This window comes from Salinisphaera sp. SPP-AMP-43 (assembly GCF_049568105.1).
GTDB lineage: Bacteria > Pseudomonadota > Gammaproteobacteria > Nevskiales > Salinisphaeraceae > Salinisphaera.
Window position 1 is genome coordinate 1,841,450 of record NZ_CP145335.1, and the last position, 17,853, is coordinate 1,859,302.

The following is a 17,853-nucleotide window of genomic DNA, read 5'->3' on the forward strand; positions in this document are numbered from 1 at the left end:
CGGTTTTAGTTGATGAAGGACTGTACCGCCGTAGCCGTAGATTAGTGATATTTCGAGCAATTACATTATGGTCTTAGATCGGGTCTCGAAATTCACGCTATTTTTGGCCCCGACTGGTATTTTCTTTCTACCGTTGTCCGCACTAGGGTCGTTCCGAGCCTTCTATATTCCGCTGGTAATTTTAAACGCATGGGCTATTGCACGGCTATCTGCACGCCAGTTAGCTGAGTTCGGGGTTCTTTTACTTATAGCCGCTGTTTTCTGGGCAAGTGCCAGTTATGGTTACGTGTCATTTGTTCTTATACCAGAAGGGCTTTCGTCAAACCCGTTTGTACGTTGGCTAGTAATCGTTAATTTGATGTTTGGTTTTTATTTTATCGGTTGCTGGCTTAGCGAAGCACGGAATTCGGAAGAATGGTTTGCGCGACTAGATTTTAGTTATCGCGGTTTTGTGCTTGTTTTCTTGTTAGGATTCGTGCTTTACGCTGGTGTGGTCTTTGGACCGGTTCCGGCCACCTTATATGAACATGTGGTAACGGTGGAGCAAAGTGCTTTTGGCTATTTAAGATTTTCGCCGGGCACATATCCAAACGAATTCGGAACGCTCTGTTCGTTCTTTGCGCTATTTGCTTTAATCAAAAATTCCCGCCAAGGTGGCACAGCTTCTCTGCTGGTGGCCTTGATGGCTCTAATCGGCATTGCTTTAGCATCAACGCGCTCGGCGTACGTAACGTTAATAGTAGGCGTACTCATAGTTTTAGTTGGAATACCGAGTTTGAAACGTCGTACGCAAATTATGGGTGCGATTTTATTCGCTATACCGCTAGGCTTGCTTCTACTGAACTTTCTCGGATTTAACTTTTTGGCAGTGTTAAAAGGTGGTTTCGATGCCGCGCTGAATCCGAATCAAGGTAGTTTGGGAGAGCGACTCCAAGGTTGGGCTTCCGCCGCGAGTCAGTTTGTCAATTTTCCATTTCTTGGATTTGGATTCGAATCGCCGAATATTTCTTTCCTTCATAATTTATTTTTGCAGGAAATTTTCGGATTAGGTTTAGTAGGTTGCGCTCTTTTAATTCTGTTGTCGATGGCTTTTTGGGTTTTAAGAAAAACCAACTTAGATAAGACATTCGAATGCAGTTCGTTTTCGGAAGAGAGATACGTATTTTTAATTCGTATAATTGCTCTTGAACACACAGTGTTATTCGGTCTCAATAACCATAATCAGAGCCATTTTTTAACTTGGCTTACATTCGCTTTATTTGTTTCTAATATGACTGTGGATTTGGGTGGCAAAATAGCACTCAGTCAAGCGAAAGGTAGGAGATAAATGCTTTGTCTCGAGCGTAATCTACGCCTGCTACATTAGCTAACTAAAATCATAAAATTTTTATCGTTTTAGCTCCATTGCGATTGCAGAATTCTTAAGTGCTACTTAGATGTATCAATTAATTAGTGAACTTTATTCGCTACTCACCAATGAACAACGCCGTCGTCTAAAGTGGCTGCAGTTGCTAGTGATCTTAATGGCGTTTTCAGAAATAGCAGGTGTAGCGATTATAGGCCCGTTCATGTCTATCGCCACCGACAAAGCGCATTTGCAAAGCCATCACACTGTTTGGGCAGTCTACCGATGGATGGGGGCCTCTTCGCCGGATCAGTTTCTGGTTATCGGTGGCGTGATAGTCTTCGGCGTTTTAGTCTTTGCGGCTGCATTTTCGATATTCGCCTCATGGCGGCTTTTTATTTACGGCTCTTATGTCGGCGCCGAAATCAGCCAGCGGCTCTATAACCATTATCTTTATCAAAACTGGTTGTTTCATGCGAACGGGTCGAGCAGCAATCTGACCAAACAGGTGGCACAAGAATCTAATCGACTAACGGATAATATACTTATACCGCTTATGCAGTTGAATGCCAAGATGGCCATAATTGCCATCATGGCGCTCGTGGTTTTCTTCTATAATCCGTGGGTAGCGCTTTGCGGCTTGGCACTTTTTGTTCTGGCCTATGCTGCTATTTACTTAACCGTTCGGCGTCGTTTGATTGCGAATGGTGCGCTAATCAGCTCATCGGCCGGCGCCCGATTCAAGCTTATGGCTGAAGGCTTCGGCGGTATAAAAGATGTTCTGGTGCTTGGGCGCCAGCGGATTTTTACTGAGCGATTCGAAAAGGCCAGCCAGGATTTTGCTTACGCTAAAGGGGTCACTCAGGCGCCGGCTTCCTTTTCGTCCTTCTTATGACGGCTACAGTCGGTATTGATACCAATCAAAATTTCTGTGTTCTCGCATATTATGTTGCGTTTATTCTACCCAAGGTGCAGAGTTTTTTCGGAGAGCGCCAAATAAATGTATTCACTTCGGAAAAAGATGCTACGTCTTTCGCCTCGAGCTCGAGTAGTGGACGCTAGAGCCAGAAATCGAGCAGCCATTCAAGGTCGTCGAAAGTCATGGCACGCTACTCTGTCAAGATATTAACCTTTTTAAAATTACCGGTCACTGCAGTAGTCAGGCTATTTACCTCATTATCCTACGCAGTGGCGCTTTGAATAGAACCAACGCCGTTGATTTTCTAATTAAAAGTCATAATTTTTTAATAGGATATTATGAAAAAAATTAAATTATCTAGTACAAGTAAAAATTGGGAAAAATTCGGGTAACTAGATCCTTATTATGGCGTTGTGTCACATGATAGATACCGGTCGGAAACGTTAACGGAAGATAATAAACGAGTTTTTTTTGAAAGTGGTCAACAACATATCGACCATATACTAAAAATTATTGAGATGAATGGGTCGCAGCGGGATAATTTCCGTAACGTGCTCGATTTTGGCTGTGGTGTGGGGCGACTGATTATTCCGCTTGCGGAACATGCCGATAACGTAGTCGGAATTGACGCCTCCGAATCTATGCTTCGCGAAGCTAGAAAGAATTGTAGAAAATTTAATGTTACGAACGTTGAGTTAGCCACTAACTTGGACTCTGAACTCGGGGATGATAAAAAATTTGATTTAGTCCATACTTACATTGTTTTGCAACATATCCGCCCAATAGATGGCTATGATTTGATTCGTCGCCTTGTCGAATGTTTGGACGATAACGGTATAGGTGTGCTTCATATAACGTTTTTTGAGACTAAAAGATATCGTAAATTTCGTAAGCTAGTGCGTGATTACGTGCCTTTTAGCAATAAGTTGATCAACTTGAAGAACGGCCAAAAAGCCAGCTATCCAAGAATGGAAATGAATATTTACTCTTTAAATGTCGTGTTTAAAATTTTATACGATTTTAATTGCTCTATCTTTTCTCAAGAATTAACCGATCACGGTGGCACGATTGGTACGGTAATTTATTTCAATCGTGAATTGTAATTTGAAACGGTCAGTACAGCTTCTTTAGTCATCGCGTATTCCCAAGGCTGATTGTTTTAGCTTATTAGGGGACCCGGCGGGGTTTTTTATAAGCGGCAATTTTGCGCGGCCTAGGTATTCCAGAAAACGGCTTCGTGTAGTCATACTGATAAACAAAGCTGTCGGTTCTAGCATATTCTATTGATTTTGCTAAAGTGCGCTATGTTCGATAGGAATCTGGAGTCGAAAGTGCGTCCGCCATTCATAAAAGTCGCCGATATATCGGGAGGTTGAGAGCTTACGCTAGTAAGCGATTATTTCTCACGCTCATTCTTCATGCCGGCTGATTTTAGGCCAAACTTCACGACAACAATATTTGATCTTGCTAAGTTGTAATCGAATCGGGTATCCGATTGAATATTTCTAACGCTTGATAATTATTTCCTAACAGCTATCTGGCGCTTTATCATCTCGAAGCGATGCTGATCGATGTCGGTCATATTTAATTGTAGTCGTGGTTCGTTAAAACGTACATTTTGAAGAGTTGGCGCGGTCCTAAATTTGTGCGCGGCCTGCTATTTAATATCTTGAACGCCCCTCATGTATAAATTATTAAGCGAACTTTATTCGTTACTCACGTGCGAACAGCGCCGCCGTTTAAAATGGTTGCAACTGATGGTCGTACTGATGGCGTTCGCGGAGATAGCCGGAGTAGCGCTTATAGGCCCGTTCATGTCTATCGCCACCGACAAAGCGCATTTGCAAAGCCATCACACTGTTTGGGCAGTCTACCGATGGATGGGGGCCTCTTCGCCGGATCAGTTTCTGGTTATCGGTGGCGTGATAGTCTTCGGCGTTTTAGTCTTTGCGGCTGCATTTTCGATATTCGCTTCATGGCGGCTTTTTATCTACGGCTCTTATGTTGGGGCTGAAATCAGCCAACGCCTTTATAACCATTATCTTTACCAAAGCTGGCTATTTCACGCGAATGGATCCAGCAGCAACCTAACCAAGCAGGTAGCGCAGGAATCCAACCGGCTAACGGATAACATACTTATCCCACTTATGCAGTTGAATGCCAAGATAGCCTTGATTGCAATCATGGCTATCGCGGTTTTTTTCTACAATCCCTGGGTCGCGCTCAGTGGGTTAGTGCTTTTCGTCTTGGCTTATGCCGCTATTTATTTCACCGTCCGGCGTCGGCTCATTGCAAACGGTGCGCTCATCAGCTCGTCGGCTGGCGCTCGATTCAAGCTTATGGCTGAAGGCTTCGGCGGTATAAAAGATGTTCTGGTGCTTGGGCGCCAGCGGATTTTTACTGAGCGATTCGAAAAGGCCAGCCAGGATTTTGCTTACGCTAAAGGGGTCACTCAGGCGCTGGGTCAAACTCCGAGATACCTGATCGAGACCGTGGCCTATGGGTCGATCGTGTTGCTTGTACTTTATTTGATCACGCTCTATGACGGTAGCGCGAAAGCGATTTTGCCGGCTCTTTCGTTCTACGCGCTGGTTGGATTCAAGATGCTGCCTGCGCTCCAGTCAAGTTACCAGAATATCTCGAAGCTACGCTCCAATCTTGCTGCATTCGAGGCCGTCAGAAAGGATCTAATTGATAGTTCACAGGGCCGGGACTTCAGTTTCGACGGTACTCGGACAACTGAGAAGATGCCAGTCCAGCAAGCAGTCGAATTACGAAACGTTCGATTTGCGTATCCCGGTAAAGATGCTCTCGCGTTGGAAAACGTTACTATTAGAATTCCCAGAAATCATAACGTAGGTCTTGTAGGAGCTACAGGGTCTGGGAAATCGACGGCGATCGATGTGTTTCTGGGGTTGCTGGAGCCTCAAGCTGGCGCTCTGGAGGTTGACGGCGTACCGGTGAATAATCAGAACAAGCGAACTTGGCAAAACAACGTAGGTTACGTGCCGCAGGATATTTTCCTCGCCGATGCGACGATCCGCGAAAACATTGCATTTGGTCTGCCGCCGGAGGTCATCGACGAAGAAAAGATAGGGCATGCCGTAAGGTTGGCGCATCTCGAAGAACTGCTAGATCAGTTGTCGAACGGTCTGGAAACACGAGTGGGCGAGCGTGGTGTCCAGCTTTCCGGGGGACAGAAGCAGAGGATCGGTATTGCGAGAGCTCTATACAACGATGCCGATGTGCTGATATTCGACGAGGCTACGAGCGCGCTGGACGGTTTGACAGAAAAAAAGATTATGACATCAATTTACGAGTTTGCGGGCAGAAAGACGATATTAATGATTGCGCATCGGCTAAGCACTGTGAGGAGGTGCGACACGATTTACCTCATGCGCAACGGGCAAGTTATCGACACTGGCGACTACGATGAGTTAAGCAATAATAACGAGGTATTTCGCGAGATGGCGGAGCAGTCGTCATAGAGATTGCCAGCGTTTCTGGCGATCTCAGGTAGTAGCGGACGCTGTTTTATTAGCCATCTTCGATTTTTATACACGCTTCGGTCTGTCGAGCGGGCTGATTAATGCCTATATATCGGATTGTTCAGAACCTGTTCATAATCTTCTGAGCAGCAACGTCAGGAACGCCAAATTCAAGAACTGCAAGCTGGTATTGAGATAGCGCTCGCAGTTTTTCCATAAGCGTCGGCATTTGTCGAGCCAGGCAAACGAGCGCTCAACGACCCACCGTTGTGGAATAACTTCGAACGTATGCGCTTGCGGACGTCGAGCAATCTGCACGGTGGCATTGAAGCGATGGTTAATCACTTGGGCAAAAGCGCGCCCCCGATAACCGCCATCGCCGAGTACGCTTTCGACATGATCTAGCATTGAACCGCCGCGATTGATGGGGTAATCCTCCCAAAAATTAGCGCGGGCCAGAAGTGGAATATTCTCGTACCCTGAATCGAGGAGGTTCCCGTGAAGAAATCCCGCTATACCGACAGCCAGATCCTGGCGATCCTCAAACAAGCCGAGGCCGGCACGCCCGTACCAGAGCTTTGTCGTGAACACGGTATGAGCTCGGCCACGTTCTACAAGTGGCGCAGCAAGTACGGTGGCATGGACGCCTCGCTCATGGCCCGCACGAAAGATCTCGAGGACGAAAATCGGCGGCTCAAGAAGATGTATGCCGAAAAACGGCTCAAGGCCGAGATCGTCCAGGAGGCGCTGACAAAAAAGTGGTAAGGCCATCTCGCCGCCGCGAGATGGCCCAGTGCAGCGTGGCCGAGCATGGGATCAGCATCCGTCTGGCCTGTGCCGCATTCTCGATCAGTGCGACCTGCTATCGCTATCAGCCACGACTGTCGGACGAGAACGCCAAGATCGCGGATTGGCTGCTGCGGCTGACCGACACGCATCGTCGTTGGGGCTTTGGCCTGTGCTTTTTCTACCTGCGCAACGTCAAGGGCTTCGGCTGGAACCACAAGCGCGTGTATCGGATCTATCGCGAGCTTGAACTGAATCTGCGGATCAAACCGCGCAAGCGCTTGCGACGCGAGGCACCGGAGAAACTGGCAGAGCCCGAGGCGATCAACCAAAGCTGGTCCATGGATTTCATGCATGACCAGCTCAGTGACGGCCGGGGCTTTCGGTTGTTCAACGTCATCGACGATTACAACGGCGAAGGCCTCGGGATCGAAGTCGATCTATCATTGCTTTCGGCCCGCGTGATCCGGAGCCTCTAGCAGATCATGGAATGGCGCGGCAAGCCAAGGGCGATCCGTTGCGACAATGACCCGGAATACATCAGCGGACCCCTGACGGTCTGGGCCGAGAAGCACGGCATCACGCTGCAATACCTCCAGCCCGGCAAGCCTCAGCAAAATGCCTATGTCGAGCGCCACAACCGAACCGTACGAACCGACTGGTTGAGCCTATACCTATTCGAATCGATCGCTGACGTCCAGAACGTCGCGACCGAATGGCTCTGGACTTACAATAACGAACGCCCGAACATGGCGCTCGGCGGCATCACCCCCAAGCAGAAGCTCGCAATGGCCGCTTAGCTCCACTTTTGGCTCGCGTTAAGAATGGGGGCATTACCATAAGGGAAGGCGCATAAGTATCGTGCAATATCGGTCGATGAGGCGCTTGTTATCGTAACCACATACCCGCGACAAATGAATGATATATTGTCGAAGCACAGTAATCTTCCGATTCTAATTGATTAACTACGAGAAGTCGGTTGAAAATCCGCGGAAAACTGTCCGTTCGATTATCGATTTCCTCTCTCTATCTCGATGTTGGTCTTTTAGTCGAGCGTCGTGTTGCATCACGAACTGGAAAGAAGAAAACCATCGCAGAGGTGGCATGGCAAGCGGCTTCGGGTGTGAAAAGTCGTTTGCGTCAATATGTGGTCTGATGTTTGACCGTGGTTCCTGAAGCAGCTGTACGTGTCTTTGCTCCGCCTGACAGGTAGAGCGGTATAGTCGCGCAACAAATAAGATTAAGATGTCGGTTAAGGCAATATTTAGTCGCCTAAAAGGCGAGACTAGGAAACGTGTAACTCGGCGGATTTATGCGACGGTGACGCCGTGGTTGCCTCTAGATTGCTCGGCGCAGCCCCATGAGCTTCGGGCTGAGCTTGTTGTGTCCCTAACTTCCTATCCAGCGCGCTTTGGCCTGCTAAGACTTACGCTGCGTACGCTCATTAGGCAATCGGTCGCGCCGGACAGAATCCTGTTGTGGATAGCCCACGGTGATTTACCAAGCCTGCCTCGCTCGGTACTACGTTTGCATCAGAAGGGACATATTGAGATCCGCGGATATGATGACATCCGTTCGTATAAGAAGATTATCCCGGCTATTGAAGAATGCCCTGATGCGTTCGTGGTCACCGCAGACGATGATATTAATTATAGGACGAACTGGCTTGAAGAGCTCGTAGAGACATACAGAGCTAATGCCGACGCTTTATGTGTACCATTTCACCGTGGCCATACGGTAACACTGGACGGTGATGGAAAGCCTCTTGCTTATAGTCGCTGGAGATGGGAGGAAACGCCTACAGTTCCCTCGCGACTTTCGATGCCGACGGGGGCGGGCGGGGTTCTTTACCCGCCTGGATGTTTTTATGCTGACGTCACGAACCGCGTAAAATTCCAGGAGCTTGCACCTTATGCAGATGATATCTGGCTGTACTGGATGGTTGTTTTGGGAGGATACCGTCCGGTCCGTGTCGAAAATGCAAAGCCACTAAAAAAATGGCCAACGACGAACGCAGGCGGACTACGTGAGTTGAACGCAGAGCAGGGCTGGAACGACCTCCAGGTTAAACGAATGGTCGATTTCTACGGAAGTCCTGCAGCTATTGCGGCTACCGTCGACAAGGCTGGGTCTGCGCCAGATGAATAACGACATCGATGCTGTTGTGAGTTGGGTCGACGGGGCGGATCAAAAGCATCGGGATAAGCGAAATAGTTTTATAGAGCGAGAGGAGAACGACTCAAGCTCTCCAAATGCGGCTGCGGTTGCGCGATTCCAAGATAATGGCGAATTGCGATTTTGCCTGTATTCGCTTAGAAAATTCGCTCCCTGGCTGCGTAAAATTTATTTGATTACCGATGATCAGCGTCCGGCGTGGCTAAGCTCTGACGTGATCACCAGCCTGGGTGTGGTGCTGGTCGACCATAAAGAGTTATTTTCGGAAGACGGTGATCTTTTACCGACGTTCAATTCCCGGTCGATCGAGACTATGTTAGCTCAGATTCCGGGGTTGTCTGAGAGGTTTATATATCTGAACGACGATATGGCGCTAACAAAAAGAGTCGTGCCGGCCGACTTTTTTCAAGGCGACAAACTTGTAGTTCGCGCTCGTTGGGGAGTGAAGTCGCGATGGCTCGAACGGAAACTTCGCCGATTCACGTTTTGGCATCGCAGAGGATATATCTGTCGCAGACCTGGCGTGCACCTGTTGCCGGGCCGAATTGGCTATTTTGACCTTGCGCATGCGCCGCACGGGCTTTTTAAGTCGGATTTCCAGGCGGTATTTACCCGTGAAGCGAGGCGTTCGAATGCTCGGTTTCGATTTAGATCCGAGAGCCAATTATCGCCCGTGGGGTTCGTTATAAATACATCGCGTGTATGGCGTCCGGTAGCCCGACGAGATAAAGACTGGGTCTGCTTTTTTCCTGAAAAAAGCAAGAGTGGCGTCTTTTCGATAACAGGTCGAGAAAATCTTAATAATTTTAAATTTGTCTGTTTTCAAGATTTGCAAGATTTTGGGGAGGCGAGACGGCTCAGTCTGACTGCGGAAATGTGTGGGCGCCTGGGGCTCTCATTAGACGACCAACTTCACGAACATCCAACATAGCAAAATAAAGGCCAGTTCCGGGTCGGCACCTGTTGGCTGATACTAAAAGTGCTTGATCGTAAGACAGTCCCGGTAAGAGCACTTTACCGAGCCGCTATAATCGCTCGTTGAGGATAGTGGACGTATGTAAAATTTTGTCGTCTTTTGAGTTTTTTCGAGCCAAAGTCGTCGTTTTGGTGGTTCTGAATATTTGATCTAAATCCGCGAGGCCAGATAAGCAAAGGGTTTCCAAGGTTTTCAGGTAGAGATATTAGTACAGCGTGCTTCGTGAGAATACAAATATCGACCTGATTCAAATCCTCGCATCTATCACTGATCCTTTTATTATGCCGAAGAAAATCGCTATATATACAACTGAGTTTCCTCCTTATCCCGGAGGAATAGCGACATATGTCTTTCAGATTGCTAATACGCTATCGAAGCTCGGCCACGACGTCGAGGTATGTGTTTTCGGCGGCTCGGTAGATAAGGTTCCGTCCCAAAAAGGGTATTTTCCAGTTAGAGTCTTATCTGAATCAGGATTTTCTGGATCGATAGATATCTTTGCCATGTTGGCGCGCATCTCTTGGCATTTGGTAAGATCAACGCCGGATCTCGCGGTAGCTGCCGACTTCCCAACCATTTTAGCATTGCGTAATGCGCCTTTCCGAGGGCATAAAATCGCAGTTTTACATGGGACCGAAATTCGAAACCGAATGTTTTCTTTTTTAAAGAAAACCAAAGTAATGCGCCCGCTAATGCGGTTTGATCGTATTATTGCAAACTCTTTGTTCACTCGTAATCTTGCCCTCGAGCATCATCCCTACCTGCAGGAGGAGCGTGTTGTTGCATCTTATTTGGGGGCAGATGGGTCATGGTTTGAGAAGAGCGGCTTTGATGTTGCGGCGGATACAGGCGGCCTGGGGAAACATCAAGGCCGAAAACTCCTATTGACAGTGGGGCGTTTAGAGCATCGGAAGGGCGTTATCAACGCCATTCGTGCAGTTGCATCTTTGCCCAGAGATCAGCGTCGACGAGTGACCTATATAATTGCGGGTAAGAGCGTTAACGAAGACTATTATCAGAAGCTAAAGAGCGAAATCGCTTCTGCAGAGGCTGATATACGTCTAGCCGGCGCAGTTGGCGATTCCGAGCTCCGCGCCCTTTACGCAGATGCGTTCTGTCTAATACACCCCTCCGTACCTACTCAGCTCGCAGTGGAAGGCTTTGGTTTGGTTTTACTTGAAGCTGCTGCTCAGGGCCTTCCGGTTATTTCAACGTACACAGACGCCATACCAGAAGTCGTGACTGATAATTTGACTGGTATTCTTGTGCCTCCTGGAGACAGCCAGGCCATGTGTGATGCTATAGCGCGAATGCTGAATGAAGAGGGGCTTCGTTCTAGTTTGTCGCAAAATGGACCCGCTCACGCCAAGAAATTCAGTTGGGAAAGTCATGTGGTGTCCGCTTTCAACGGGCTACTTTGATCGGTGTTCCTGACGCAGCAAGTAGGTAAGTTGGGTCTTAAGTGATTTAGCCCATGAAAATATTGTTTATTCACACGATGTCGGTTTTTGCAGCCGCTGGCGGTGCCGAAGTCTCGTTACGCCATCTCACGCAGGCATTAACTGCAGCTGGCCACCAGTGCGTATTTCTTGCGGCCGGGCCTCATGGTAAAACTCGTCGGATTCAACGCGATGGTATAACGGTTATCGAGGTCGGAGTTCGCAACCTTTATTGGCCGTTTGACGACCGATCGCGCTCGAAAATTACGCGACTTGCTTGGCACGGGCTCGATTCAGTCAACCCGTTCATGCGAAGGGTCGTCAATCAAGTGTGCCGCGACGAGCAGCCTGACGTTGCATCAGTACATAATTTGCCAGGTTGGTCGGTTGGGGTTTGGGATGCGCTGAATGATGCCGGCGTGCCCATCGTTCAGGTTTTACATGATCAATACTTGATGTGTACGAACGGAACCATGTTTCGCAAAGGTCAAAATTGTGCATCGCGGTGTGGATCCTGCAGACTTCTGCGGCTGCCGCATCGCAGTAAGAGTCGTCGTGTGTCGGCGGTAGTTGGGGTTAGTAAATTTATTCTGGAGCGGCATCGTGATCAAGGGTATTTTAGCGGCGTCAACATCCAGCGCGTAATTCACAACGCCCGCCCTAAGGCTATTTTCGAACACAAGCCGCCGATACCGCGTTCGGATCAAAGTACGTTACGGATCGGTTTCATCGGCAGTATCACACCGGCAAAGGGCGTGAAGTCTTTGCTGGAAGCGTTCGAACATGCGGATCTGAAGCACGCTGAGTTGTGGGTCGCAGGCGATCTCAAGTCGAGGTACGCGAAATCCATTCGTGACTCAACCGAAGATTCACGAATCCGATTTCTCGGGCGAGTCAAGCAAGCAGAGTTCTTTCCCGAAGTCGATATCGTTGTGGTGCCGTCGCTGTGGCGAGATACGTTTCCAGGAGTAGCTTTCGAATCGCTGATCTTCGGGCGGCCGGTGATCGCTGTGAACCACGGGGGGGCGCCGGAGATTATTCAGGATGGGCGCAATGGGTTGCTTTTTGACCCATTGGATAGGACAGCGCTCTCGTGTCGGTTGAAACAAATAGGATCTGACCGCTATCTTTTGTATCGACTATCGGAACAAGCTGCCGCGGACGGTTTGCGGTACTTGGATACAGGCCGTTGGGCTGAGCAATATTTGTCGGTTTATTCGTCTGCACAGGCTCCTAAACCACATTTGAATTGTTAGCCGTGCTTAATAATTAAAGTGAGCTGTCTACAATTGCCGCACTAAAAGCAGGTCATGCTCCTGCTATTGCTGAGTTGATTAGATCCGCAACCGTTTGCCAGTTAAACCTCGCAGAGTTTGCGAGTGCAAGTAAGCTCATGTGCTCAACGCGTTCCTTATCCAGTGTTTGGTCAATGGCATCGGCAATAGCATCCACATGTTCGGGGTTGAAATAGATCGCTGCTTGCCCGCCGACTTCTGTAAGGGCTGTTCGGTCGCTAGATACGACTGGGCATCCACAGGCCATAGCCTCGATGACCGGAAGCCCGAACCCCTCGTATAGAGATGGCATTATTAGCGAAGTGGCGCCTCGGTAATGGCTTGCTAGGTCTTGTTCTTCAAGCATGCCGGTAAATCGGACTTTACCGATAAGTCCCTCGCGAGCGATGAAATCGGTTACGTGCTGCCGGGGGGGGCCGGAAAGAAGAAAGTCGTGCGTATAAGAAGTCCGAGAAATCTTGAATGCCTTTATGGCGTTCAAAGTATTCTTATGTGGCTTATGGTTGCCGACATAAAATAGATAAGGTCGTTGGTAAGTCGTGGCATAGCCTTCAGGTGTAAACACTGATGAGACCCCGTTACCAACGACGACAATTTTTTGTTTATCGATATTGGACCATTGCAAAATGTCTTGCTTTGAGTATTCCGATACCGTAAATACATGCCTCGCACGTTTGAGTGCTGGCTTTAGCAGGGCCCGGTAGTACAGTTTCTTTGCCGCGGATTGTTCGCCAGGGACGTGAAGATGAATCAGATCATGGATTGTTAGACCGAATGGTCCACGATAGCCAGATACAGAATTAAAGCCCGGGGAAAAATAGTAGCTTGGGCGTGCCGTGCTCAGGTATACGCCCGTTAATATCGGATCGAACATCGAGAGCGGTGATCGTGAAGGCTCATAAGGATGGTGAGGGAGTCTGGAAAGGACCTCGCGAGCAAATCTGCCAATCCCGTGGTTCCCAGACCATCTTTTATCCCCTAGAATCATTCGGCTGTCCAAGCGTGTTCTACTATGAAGCGCGGAATTTTACTGAAATACAGGCCGGTTAGGAAATCGAGTTCGAGTGACTAAATTCTTTGTAAACGGGCGGTTCTTGAGTCAGCGTGTCTCCGGCGTCCAGCGCTTTGCTCGCGAGATCGTAAGAGCGCTAAAAGTTGCCGGGTGGCATTTTGAAGTACTCGCTCCATGCGATGCTGACCTAAATGGTTTCGAGTCAGTCACCTCAGTCGTAGGCCGGACGAAAGGACATGTTTGGGAGCAGGTCGAGCTGCCGCGCGCTGTACCTAAAGACGGTATTCTTATAAGTCTAGGTAACACCGCTCCATTTATTTGCAACCGGCAAGTCGTCACGCTGCACGACGTTGCTTATCTCCATCATCCAGAAAGTTTTAACTGGAAGATCCGCCATTTGTACAAGGCGTGTATGCCTCTGTTGATCAGTCGCGCACGACACGTTGTTACCGTCAGCGAATTTTCCAAGTCGGAAATCTCACGAACTTATAATCTCGCCGAAACAGATATCTCTGTTATTTACAATGGTGTTGCTTCTGCGTTTCAACCGGCTGATACGCCACGTCAATCGCAGACCATTTTGGCTATTGCTGATAATGGAGATCAAAAGAACTATGTCGCTATCCTCCGCGCGGCGCAGGCGCTCTCATATCGGTACCCACTCGAACTTCGAGTGGTTGGAAGCTCTACGCGCTTCCACCACGAAACAGAGTTTAATCGTTTTAATGATCGATCACAGATTACGCTTCTAGGCCATCTCGACGACGACGAGTTTGCCCGTGAATACGCAAATGCAACATGTTTTGTGTTTGCGCCATTCTACGCAGGGTTTGGTATTCCCCCGATCGAGGCGCAGATGTGCGGTTGTCCAGTAATTGTTGGCAGCGCTACAGTATTTCCTGAAGTGTTGCGAGATAGCGTTCTATATTTCGATAGCTCGAATCCGGCAGCGCTAGCCCTACAGATTGAGCGCGTTTTCAACGATGAGGCTCTGCGGCAATCGCTGGCATCGCGCGGCCTATCTAACGCAGCTAGATTCAGTTGGTGCCGTTCAGCTGAGAAACTGAAACAGGTCGCCGAAATTGTGGCGAATGAAAGGTATTAAGTAATTTCAGCGTCCGATATGCGAGCTAAAAGTGTGCACAACTGGTTTTTGGGTCGTCAAAAGCGACGAGGGCGGTATATAAAATATACCGTAGCTATTACTACTAGACACTAACGTTTCTATACAAATAATAGATAGCGCCGTATTTGCGACTTGGAAGTTTTACGCAACTATATGTTTGAGGTTGGCTTTTCGACTATAGATCTGTGATCGAGTGCTGCTAAACCACCGTTTGACCGTTTTCGTCGAACATTGCCACAAATTGTGGCAGGGATGTACTACGCTCGGCGTTAGCTTTCTGGTTCGATAGTATATATAAAGGCGTCTTTAGTGAAGAAGATACTCGTTCGAGTCGCGCAACGGTATATCCCGCGCCGCACGTATAAAAAGATTAGGAAATGGCAGTTTTCTGCTCAAGCCGAACTTGCTGCGCGGAGCCGTCGTAGTCTGTTAGAAAGTGCGCTTCGACCTCATGCTTCGTTTCAGCCCAGTATGCGATGGGTGCTAGAGCGGGGGGCTTCATCAAGGGAGTTCGCGAGTATACCGCGTCAAATATGGCTCTTTTGGGAGACGCCACCACCTCCGTCTTTCGTGGCGGCATGCTATCGTAATATTGAGCGACAGAATCCAAGTTTCACAGTTACCCTATTAAATCGCGACAACATCGCGGACTTTGTCCCGGAATATCATACTTGGCCGAGCGATATGCTGCCGCAGCATAAGGCTAATCTTCTGCGTTTATATCTCGTATTCCGGTACGGTGGTATTTGGCTGGATAGTTCCATCATTCTCGGCGAATCGCTTGAATGGGTTATTCAATGGCAGCAGGAGCAGAGACTCGGCTTTGTGGGGTTCCACAACGATCGGATATCTCGGCGACGCGACGAGCCGACTATCGAGAACTGGTTTCTTGCTGCGCCCGCTGGAAATGAGTTTCTCGGTGCATGGATAGAGCACTTGGCGGTTCAGGCTGTTCATGGGGCCCCTGCCTGCTATCGTTCGCTCATGAGGCGTGCCGAGGTGCGTCGCGCCGCAGAGCGTGTCCCTAATCCGCGTTTACGCGTCGCGTATTTAGCCTGTGCCGCAGCACTTCACGATTGCGAAGACATTCGTATGGGTCTAGTGCGCGTACGGGATGAGGCATTTGCTATCGTCGAAGAGCGCTCAAAAACGGACAGGGATATCGCGATAAACTGGCTCCTCCGTCCCGCTCCATCTGATCGGCATCCGGCTTTGAGTAAGCTTACACAGAAAGATCGCGGTATCGTCGAAGCCTATCTTGCCCGCGGCTTGTATCAACCAAGCAGTTTGATAGGGCAGGTAATAGAGGGATGCTGACTGTGATTGGGGCCCGATAGATATGTGGCTAGCGATTCATGCGTGGAATATAGCAAAGAGCACATTCGGAGAAACAGATCCTTTGCGAGGCTTTCGATGAGTGAAAACGTTCGAGAGGATATGTCGCTCAAGTCCCTCGGTGGCGGTATCTAATTGCCACTATTCCAAGAGAGTTAGCCAGAGTCTATTAACCCAGTCCAGATAGAGGCTAGGAAGAGCTCAGGCGAAAAGCGCAGTGACCGGCAGGTAAGGTGTCTTCATAGTGAGCGCAGCCGGTCAACGTTACACTAGTGTGCCTGATTAAGGGCTGAGATAGACGAGTAACCCGAGGCGGACTAGCTTACGGTAGACAGTCTAGCCTGCGAGACGGCGGATATATCGATCGTGCCGACACTATTAATCGTTATATATAGGCGCTAATTAGATATTGCGAATAGGTCGCGCTTCGGTGTGTTGCTGCGGCGGAAAGTAGCAAGGGTGCGCGGGAGAAATCTGGCGCTTTTTTTCGCGGTATTACTTACATGGCGCTTTAGCGAGTGGTGTGTCTGGTTGAGGCCGTAAGTGCTTGGTTTGATAGATAGGTTAGGGAATGACCGATTCGGAGCAAAGGAATTACGCTGGATTGCGGGTTGCGTTAATCCACTACTGGTTTGTGAGCCGTCGTGGCGGTGAAAAGGTCGTCGACGAAATTTTGCGTCTGTTTCCGCAAGCTGATGTATTCACGCATGTCATAGACCGCGAAGAATTCGCCGATCTTGCGAAACGCCATAAGGTGACTGAGTCGCCGATTGCTCGCCTACCAGGGGCAAAGCGGTTCTATCAGAAGCTGCTTCCCTTAATGCCGACTGCTCTAGAACAGCTCGATCTGCGTGGCTACGATCTTGTAATTTCAAGCGAATCGGGTCCCGCAAAGGGCGTTCTGGTCGATCCCGATACACTGCATGTGTGCTACTGCCACTCGCCGATGCGTTATCTGTGGGATATGTACCACGACTATCGGGAAAGTACGGGTTGGCTGAACCGGCAGTTAATGCCGATGCTTACGCACTATCTCCGGATCTGGGACCAGAATTCGGCTAATCGTGTGGATCATTTCATCGCTAATTCGGAATTCGTCCGACGCCGTATTCGCAAGACTTACCGGCGGGACGCCGTAGTCATACATCCGCCAGTCGATGTGTCTGCGTTCGAATTAACGTCGGAAAAAAGCGATTATTTTGTGATGCTGGGGCAGCTCACTGCCTATAAACAGCCGGATAAAGCGATCGAAGCCTTTGCCCGGATGCCAGATAAAAGGCTGGTGGTCATCGGCCAGGGCGAAATGTATGAACAGCTGTCGTCTCGCGGGTTGCCGAACGTTGAATTTCGCGGGCATCAGACGGCGCAGTCTGTCGCAGACACATTAAAGCATGCGCGAGCCCTGATCTTTCCTGGGGTCGAAGATTTCGGCATCGTGCCGCTTGAAGCTCTAGCTTGCGGGACGCCGGTTATCGCCTATGCGAAGGGCGGGGCGCTAGAAACGATCACCGATCAGGTGACCGGTATCCACTATCCCGAACCAACCGCTGAGAGTCTATGTACGGCTATAAAGCGGTTCGAGGACTGGGAGCCGACGATCGATCGGCAGGCTTTACGCCAAGCGGCAACGGCTTTCGATTCCAATCGTTTCCGTAGTGCTTTAGAAGGCGTGTTAAAAAGTGCGCTAGCCGAACCCGGTATGTGAATCGTCTGTTGCATGTTTCTAATGCGGTCTCAGTATGTTCGCATCCGGTGCCGATTTATAGTCGCAATGATAGTAGGAACTTACCCAGCGGACCGGCTGTGTCCGTTGAGTCTCTAGTCTGACTCGATACCTCAGAGCCAGACGATCGAATCTGGCCTCTTACCGCAAACGGGCGTTTCATGTAACGTATGAGCTGCATCGCGAACGACCCAGGTCGGCCGCGGGCTGCATGCGGGGCGAGGCATACTTGGG

The 17,853-nt window shown here is 49.2% G+C and carries 12 protein-coding genes and 2 pseudogenes; 12 read left to right on the top strand and 2 right to left on the bottom strand.

From position 1 onward, the window contains the following. The first annotated feature begins 67 nt into the window (after positions 1-67). The 4 genes from V5738_RS07860 to V5738_RS07875 all read left to right on the top strand — a co-directional run bounded on the left by V5738_RS07860 (position 68) and on the right by V5738_RS07875 (position 5,752). On the top strand, positions 68-1,327 hold the full coding sequence (locus tag V5738_RS07860; RefSeq protein ID WP_423823866.1) for an O-antigen ligase family protein: 1,260 nt from the start codon (positions 68-70) through the stop codon (positions 1,325-1,327). A 109-nt stretch (positions 1,328-1,436) separates the two neighbouring features. Further along, positions 1,437-2,240: an ABC transporter transmembrane domain-containing protein gene (locus V5738_RS07865; protein WP_423823867.1), complete on the top strand. Its 804-nt coding sequence runs from the start codon at positions 1,437-1,439 to the stop codon at positions 2,238-2,240. A gap of 542 nt (positions 2,241-2,782) precedes the next feature. Next, entirely contained in the window at positions 2,783-3,367 is a 585-nt protein-coding gene (locus V5738_RS07870; RefSeq protein WP_423823868.1) for a class I SAM-dependent methyltransferase, read from the top strand. A gap of 579 nt (positions 3,368-3,946) precedes the next feature. Further along, entirely contained in the window at positions 3,947-5,752 is a 1,806-nt protein-coding gene (locus V5738_RS07875; protein WP_423823869.1) for an ABC transporter ATP-binding protein, read from the top strand. A 132-nt stretch (positions 5,753-5,884) separates the two neighbouring features. Here the strand turns inward: V5738_RS07875 and V5738_RS07880 are convergent. Next, positions 5,885-6,163: pseudogene (locus V5738_RS07880) on the bottom strand (transposase); the annotation flags it as partial. Between the two features lie 87 nt (positions 6,164-6,250). Between V5738_RS07880 and V5738_RS07885 the strand changes: the two are divergent. The 5 genes and pseudogenes from V5738_RS07885 to V5738_RS07905 all read left to right on the top strand — a co-directional run bounded on the left by V5738_RS07885 (position 6,251) and on the right by V5738_RS07905 (position 12,384). Then, a pseudogene (locus V5738_RS07885) lies at positions 6,251-7,338 on the top strand (IS3 family transposase). 583 nt (positions 7,339-7,921) lie between these two features. After that, a complete protein-coding gene (locus tag V5738_RS07890; RefSeq protein WP_423823870.1) occupies positions 7,922-8,686 on the top strand; it encodes a glycosyltransferase family 2 protein in 765 nt (254 codons plus the stop codon). After that, complete coding sequence (locus V5738_RS07895; RefSeq protein ID WP_423823871.1) at positions 8,679-9,644, top strand: Stealth CR1 domain-containing protein; 966 nt, start codon at positions 8,679-8,681, stop codon at positions 9,642-9,644. The genes V5738_RS07890 and V5738_RS07895 overlap by 8 nt, the downstream gene beginning before the upstream one ends. 260 nt (positions 9,645-9,904) lie before the next feature. After that, the gene (locus tag V5738_RS07900; RefSeq protein ID WP_423823872.1) at positions 9,905-11,110 is read left to right on the top strand and encodes a glycosyltransferase family 4 protein; all 1,206 of its coding nucleotides are present in this window, start codon (positions 9,905-9,907) and stop codon (positions 11,108-11,110) included. A gap of 53 nt (positions 11,111-11,163) precedes the next feature. Then, the gene (locus V5738_RS07905) at positions 11,164-12,384 is read left to right on the top strand and encodes a glycosyltransferase family 4 protein (RefSeq protein ID WP_423823873.1); all 1,221 of its coding nucleotides are present in this window, start codon (positions 11,164-11,166) and stop codon (positions 12,382-12,384) included. A 52-nt stretch (positions 12,385-12,436) separates the two neighbouring features. Here V5738_RS07905 and V5738_RS07910 read toward each other — a convergent pair whose 3' ends face one another. After that, on the bottom strand, positions 12,437-13,297 hold the full coding sequence (locus tag V5738_RS07910; RefSeq protein WP_423823874.1) for a glycosyltransferase family 4 protein: 861 nt from the start codon (positions 13,295-13,297) through the stop codon (positions 12,437-12,439). 190 nt (positions 13,298-13,487) lie between these two features. On the opposite strand from V5738_RS07910, the gene V5738_RS07915 reads away from it, so the two are divergent. The 3 genes from V5738_RS07915 to V5738_RS07925 all read left to right on the top strand — a co-directional run bounded on the left by V5738_RS07915 (position 13,488) and on the right by V5738_RS07925 (position 17,601). Further along, positions 13,488-14,540, top strand: a complete 1,053-nt coding sequence (locus V5738_RS07915) for a glycosyltransferase family 4 protein (protein ID WP_423823875.1) — start codon at positions 13,488-13,490, stop codon at positions 14,538-14,540. Positions 14,541-15,131: 591 nt separating this feature from the next. Beyond that, on the top strand, positions 15,132-15,878 hold the full coding sequence (locus V5738_RS07920) for a capsular polysaccharide synthesis protein (RefSeq protein WP_423823876.1): 747 nt from the start codon (positions 15,132-15,134) through the stop codon (positions 15,876-15,878). Between the two features lie 589 nt (positions 15,879-16,467). Further along, a complete protein-coding gene (locus V5738_RS07925; protein ID WP_423823877.1) occupies positions 16,468-17,601 on the top strand; it encodes a glycosyltransferase in 1,134 nt (377 codons plus the stop codon). The last annotated feature ends 252 nt before the right edge of the window (positions 17,602-17,853 follow it).

Bases quoted from the DNA above. Each gene is read 5' to 3' on its own strand.
- V5738_RS07860 (WP_423823866.1), top strand. From the start codon at position 68: ATGGTCTTAGATCGGGTCTCGAAATTCACGCTATTTTTGGCCCCGACT.
- V5738_RS07865 (WP_423823867.1), top strand. From the start codon at position 1,437: ATGTATCAATTAATTAGTGAACTTTATTCGCTACTCACCAATGAACAA.
- V5738_RS07870 (WP_423823868.1), top strand. From the start codon at position 2,783: ATGAATGGGTCGCAGCGGGATAATTTCCGTAACGTGCTCGATTTTGGC.
- V5738_RS07875 (WP_423823869.1), top strand. From the start codon at position 3,947: ATGTATAAATTATTAAGCGAACTTTATTCGTTACTCACGTGCGAACAG.
- V5738_RS07895 (WP_423823871.1), top strand. From the start codon at position 8,679: ATGAATAACGACATCGATGCTGTTGTGAGTTGGGTCGACGGGGCGGAT.
- V5738_RS07905 (WP_423823873.1), top strand. From the start codon at position 11,164: ATGAAAATATTGTTTATTCACACGATGTCGGTTTTTGCAGCCGCTGGC.
- V5738_RS07910 (WP_423823874.1), bottom strand. From the start codon at position 13,297: ATGTTCGATCCGATATTAACGGGCGTATACCTGAGCACGGCACGCCCA.
- V5738_RS07925 (WP_423823877.1), top strand. From the start codon at position 16,468: ATGACCGATTCGGAGCAAAGGAATTACGCTGGATTGCGGGTTGCGTTA.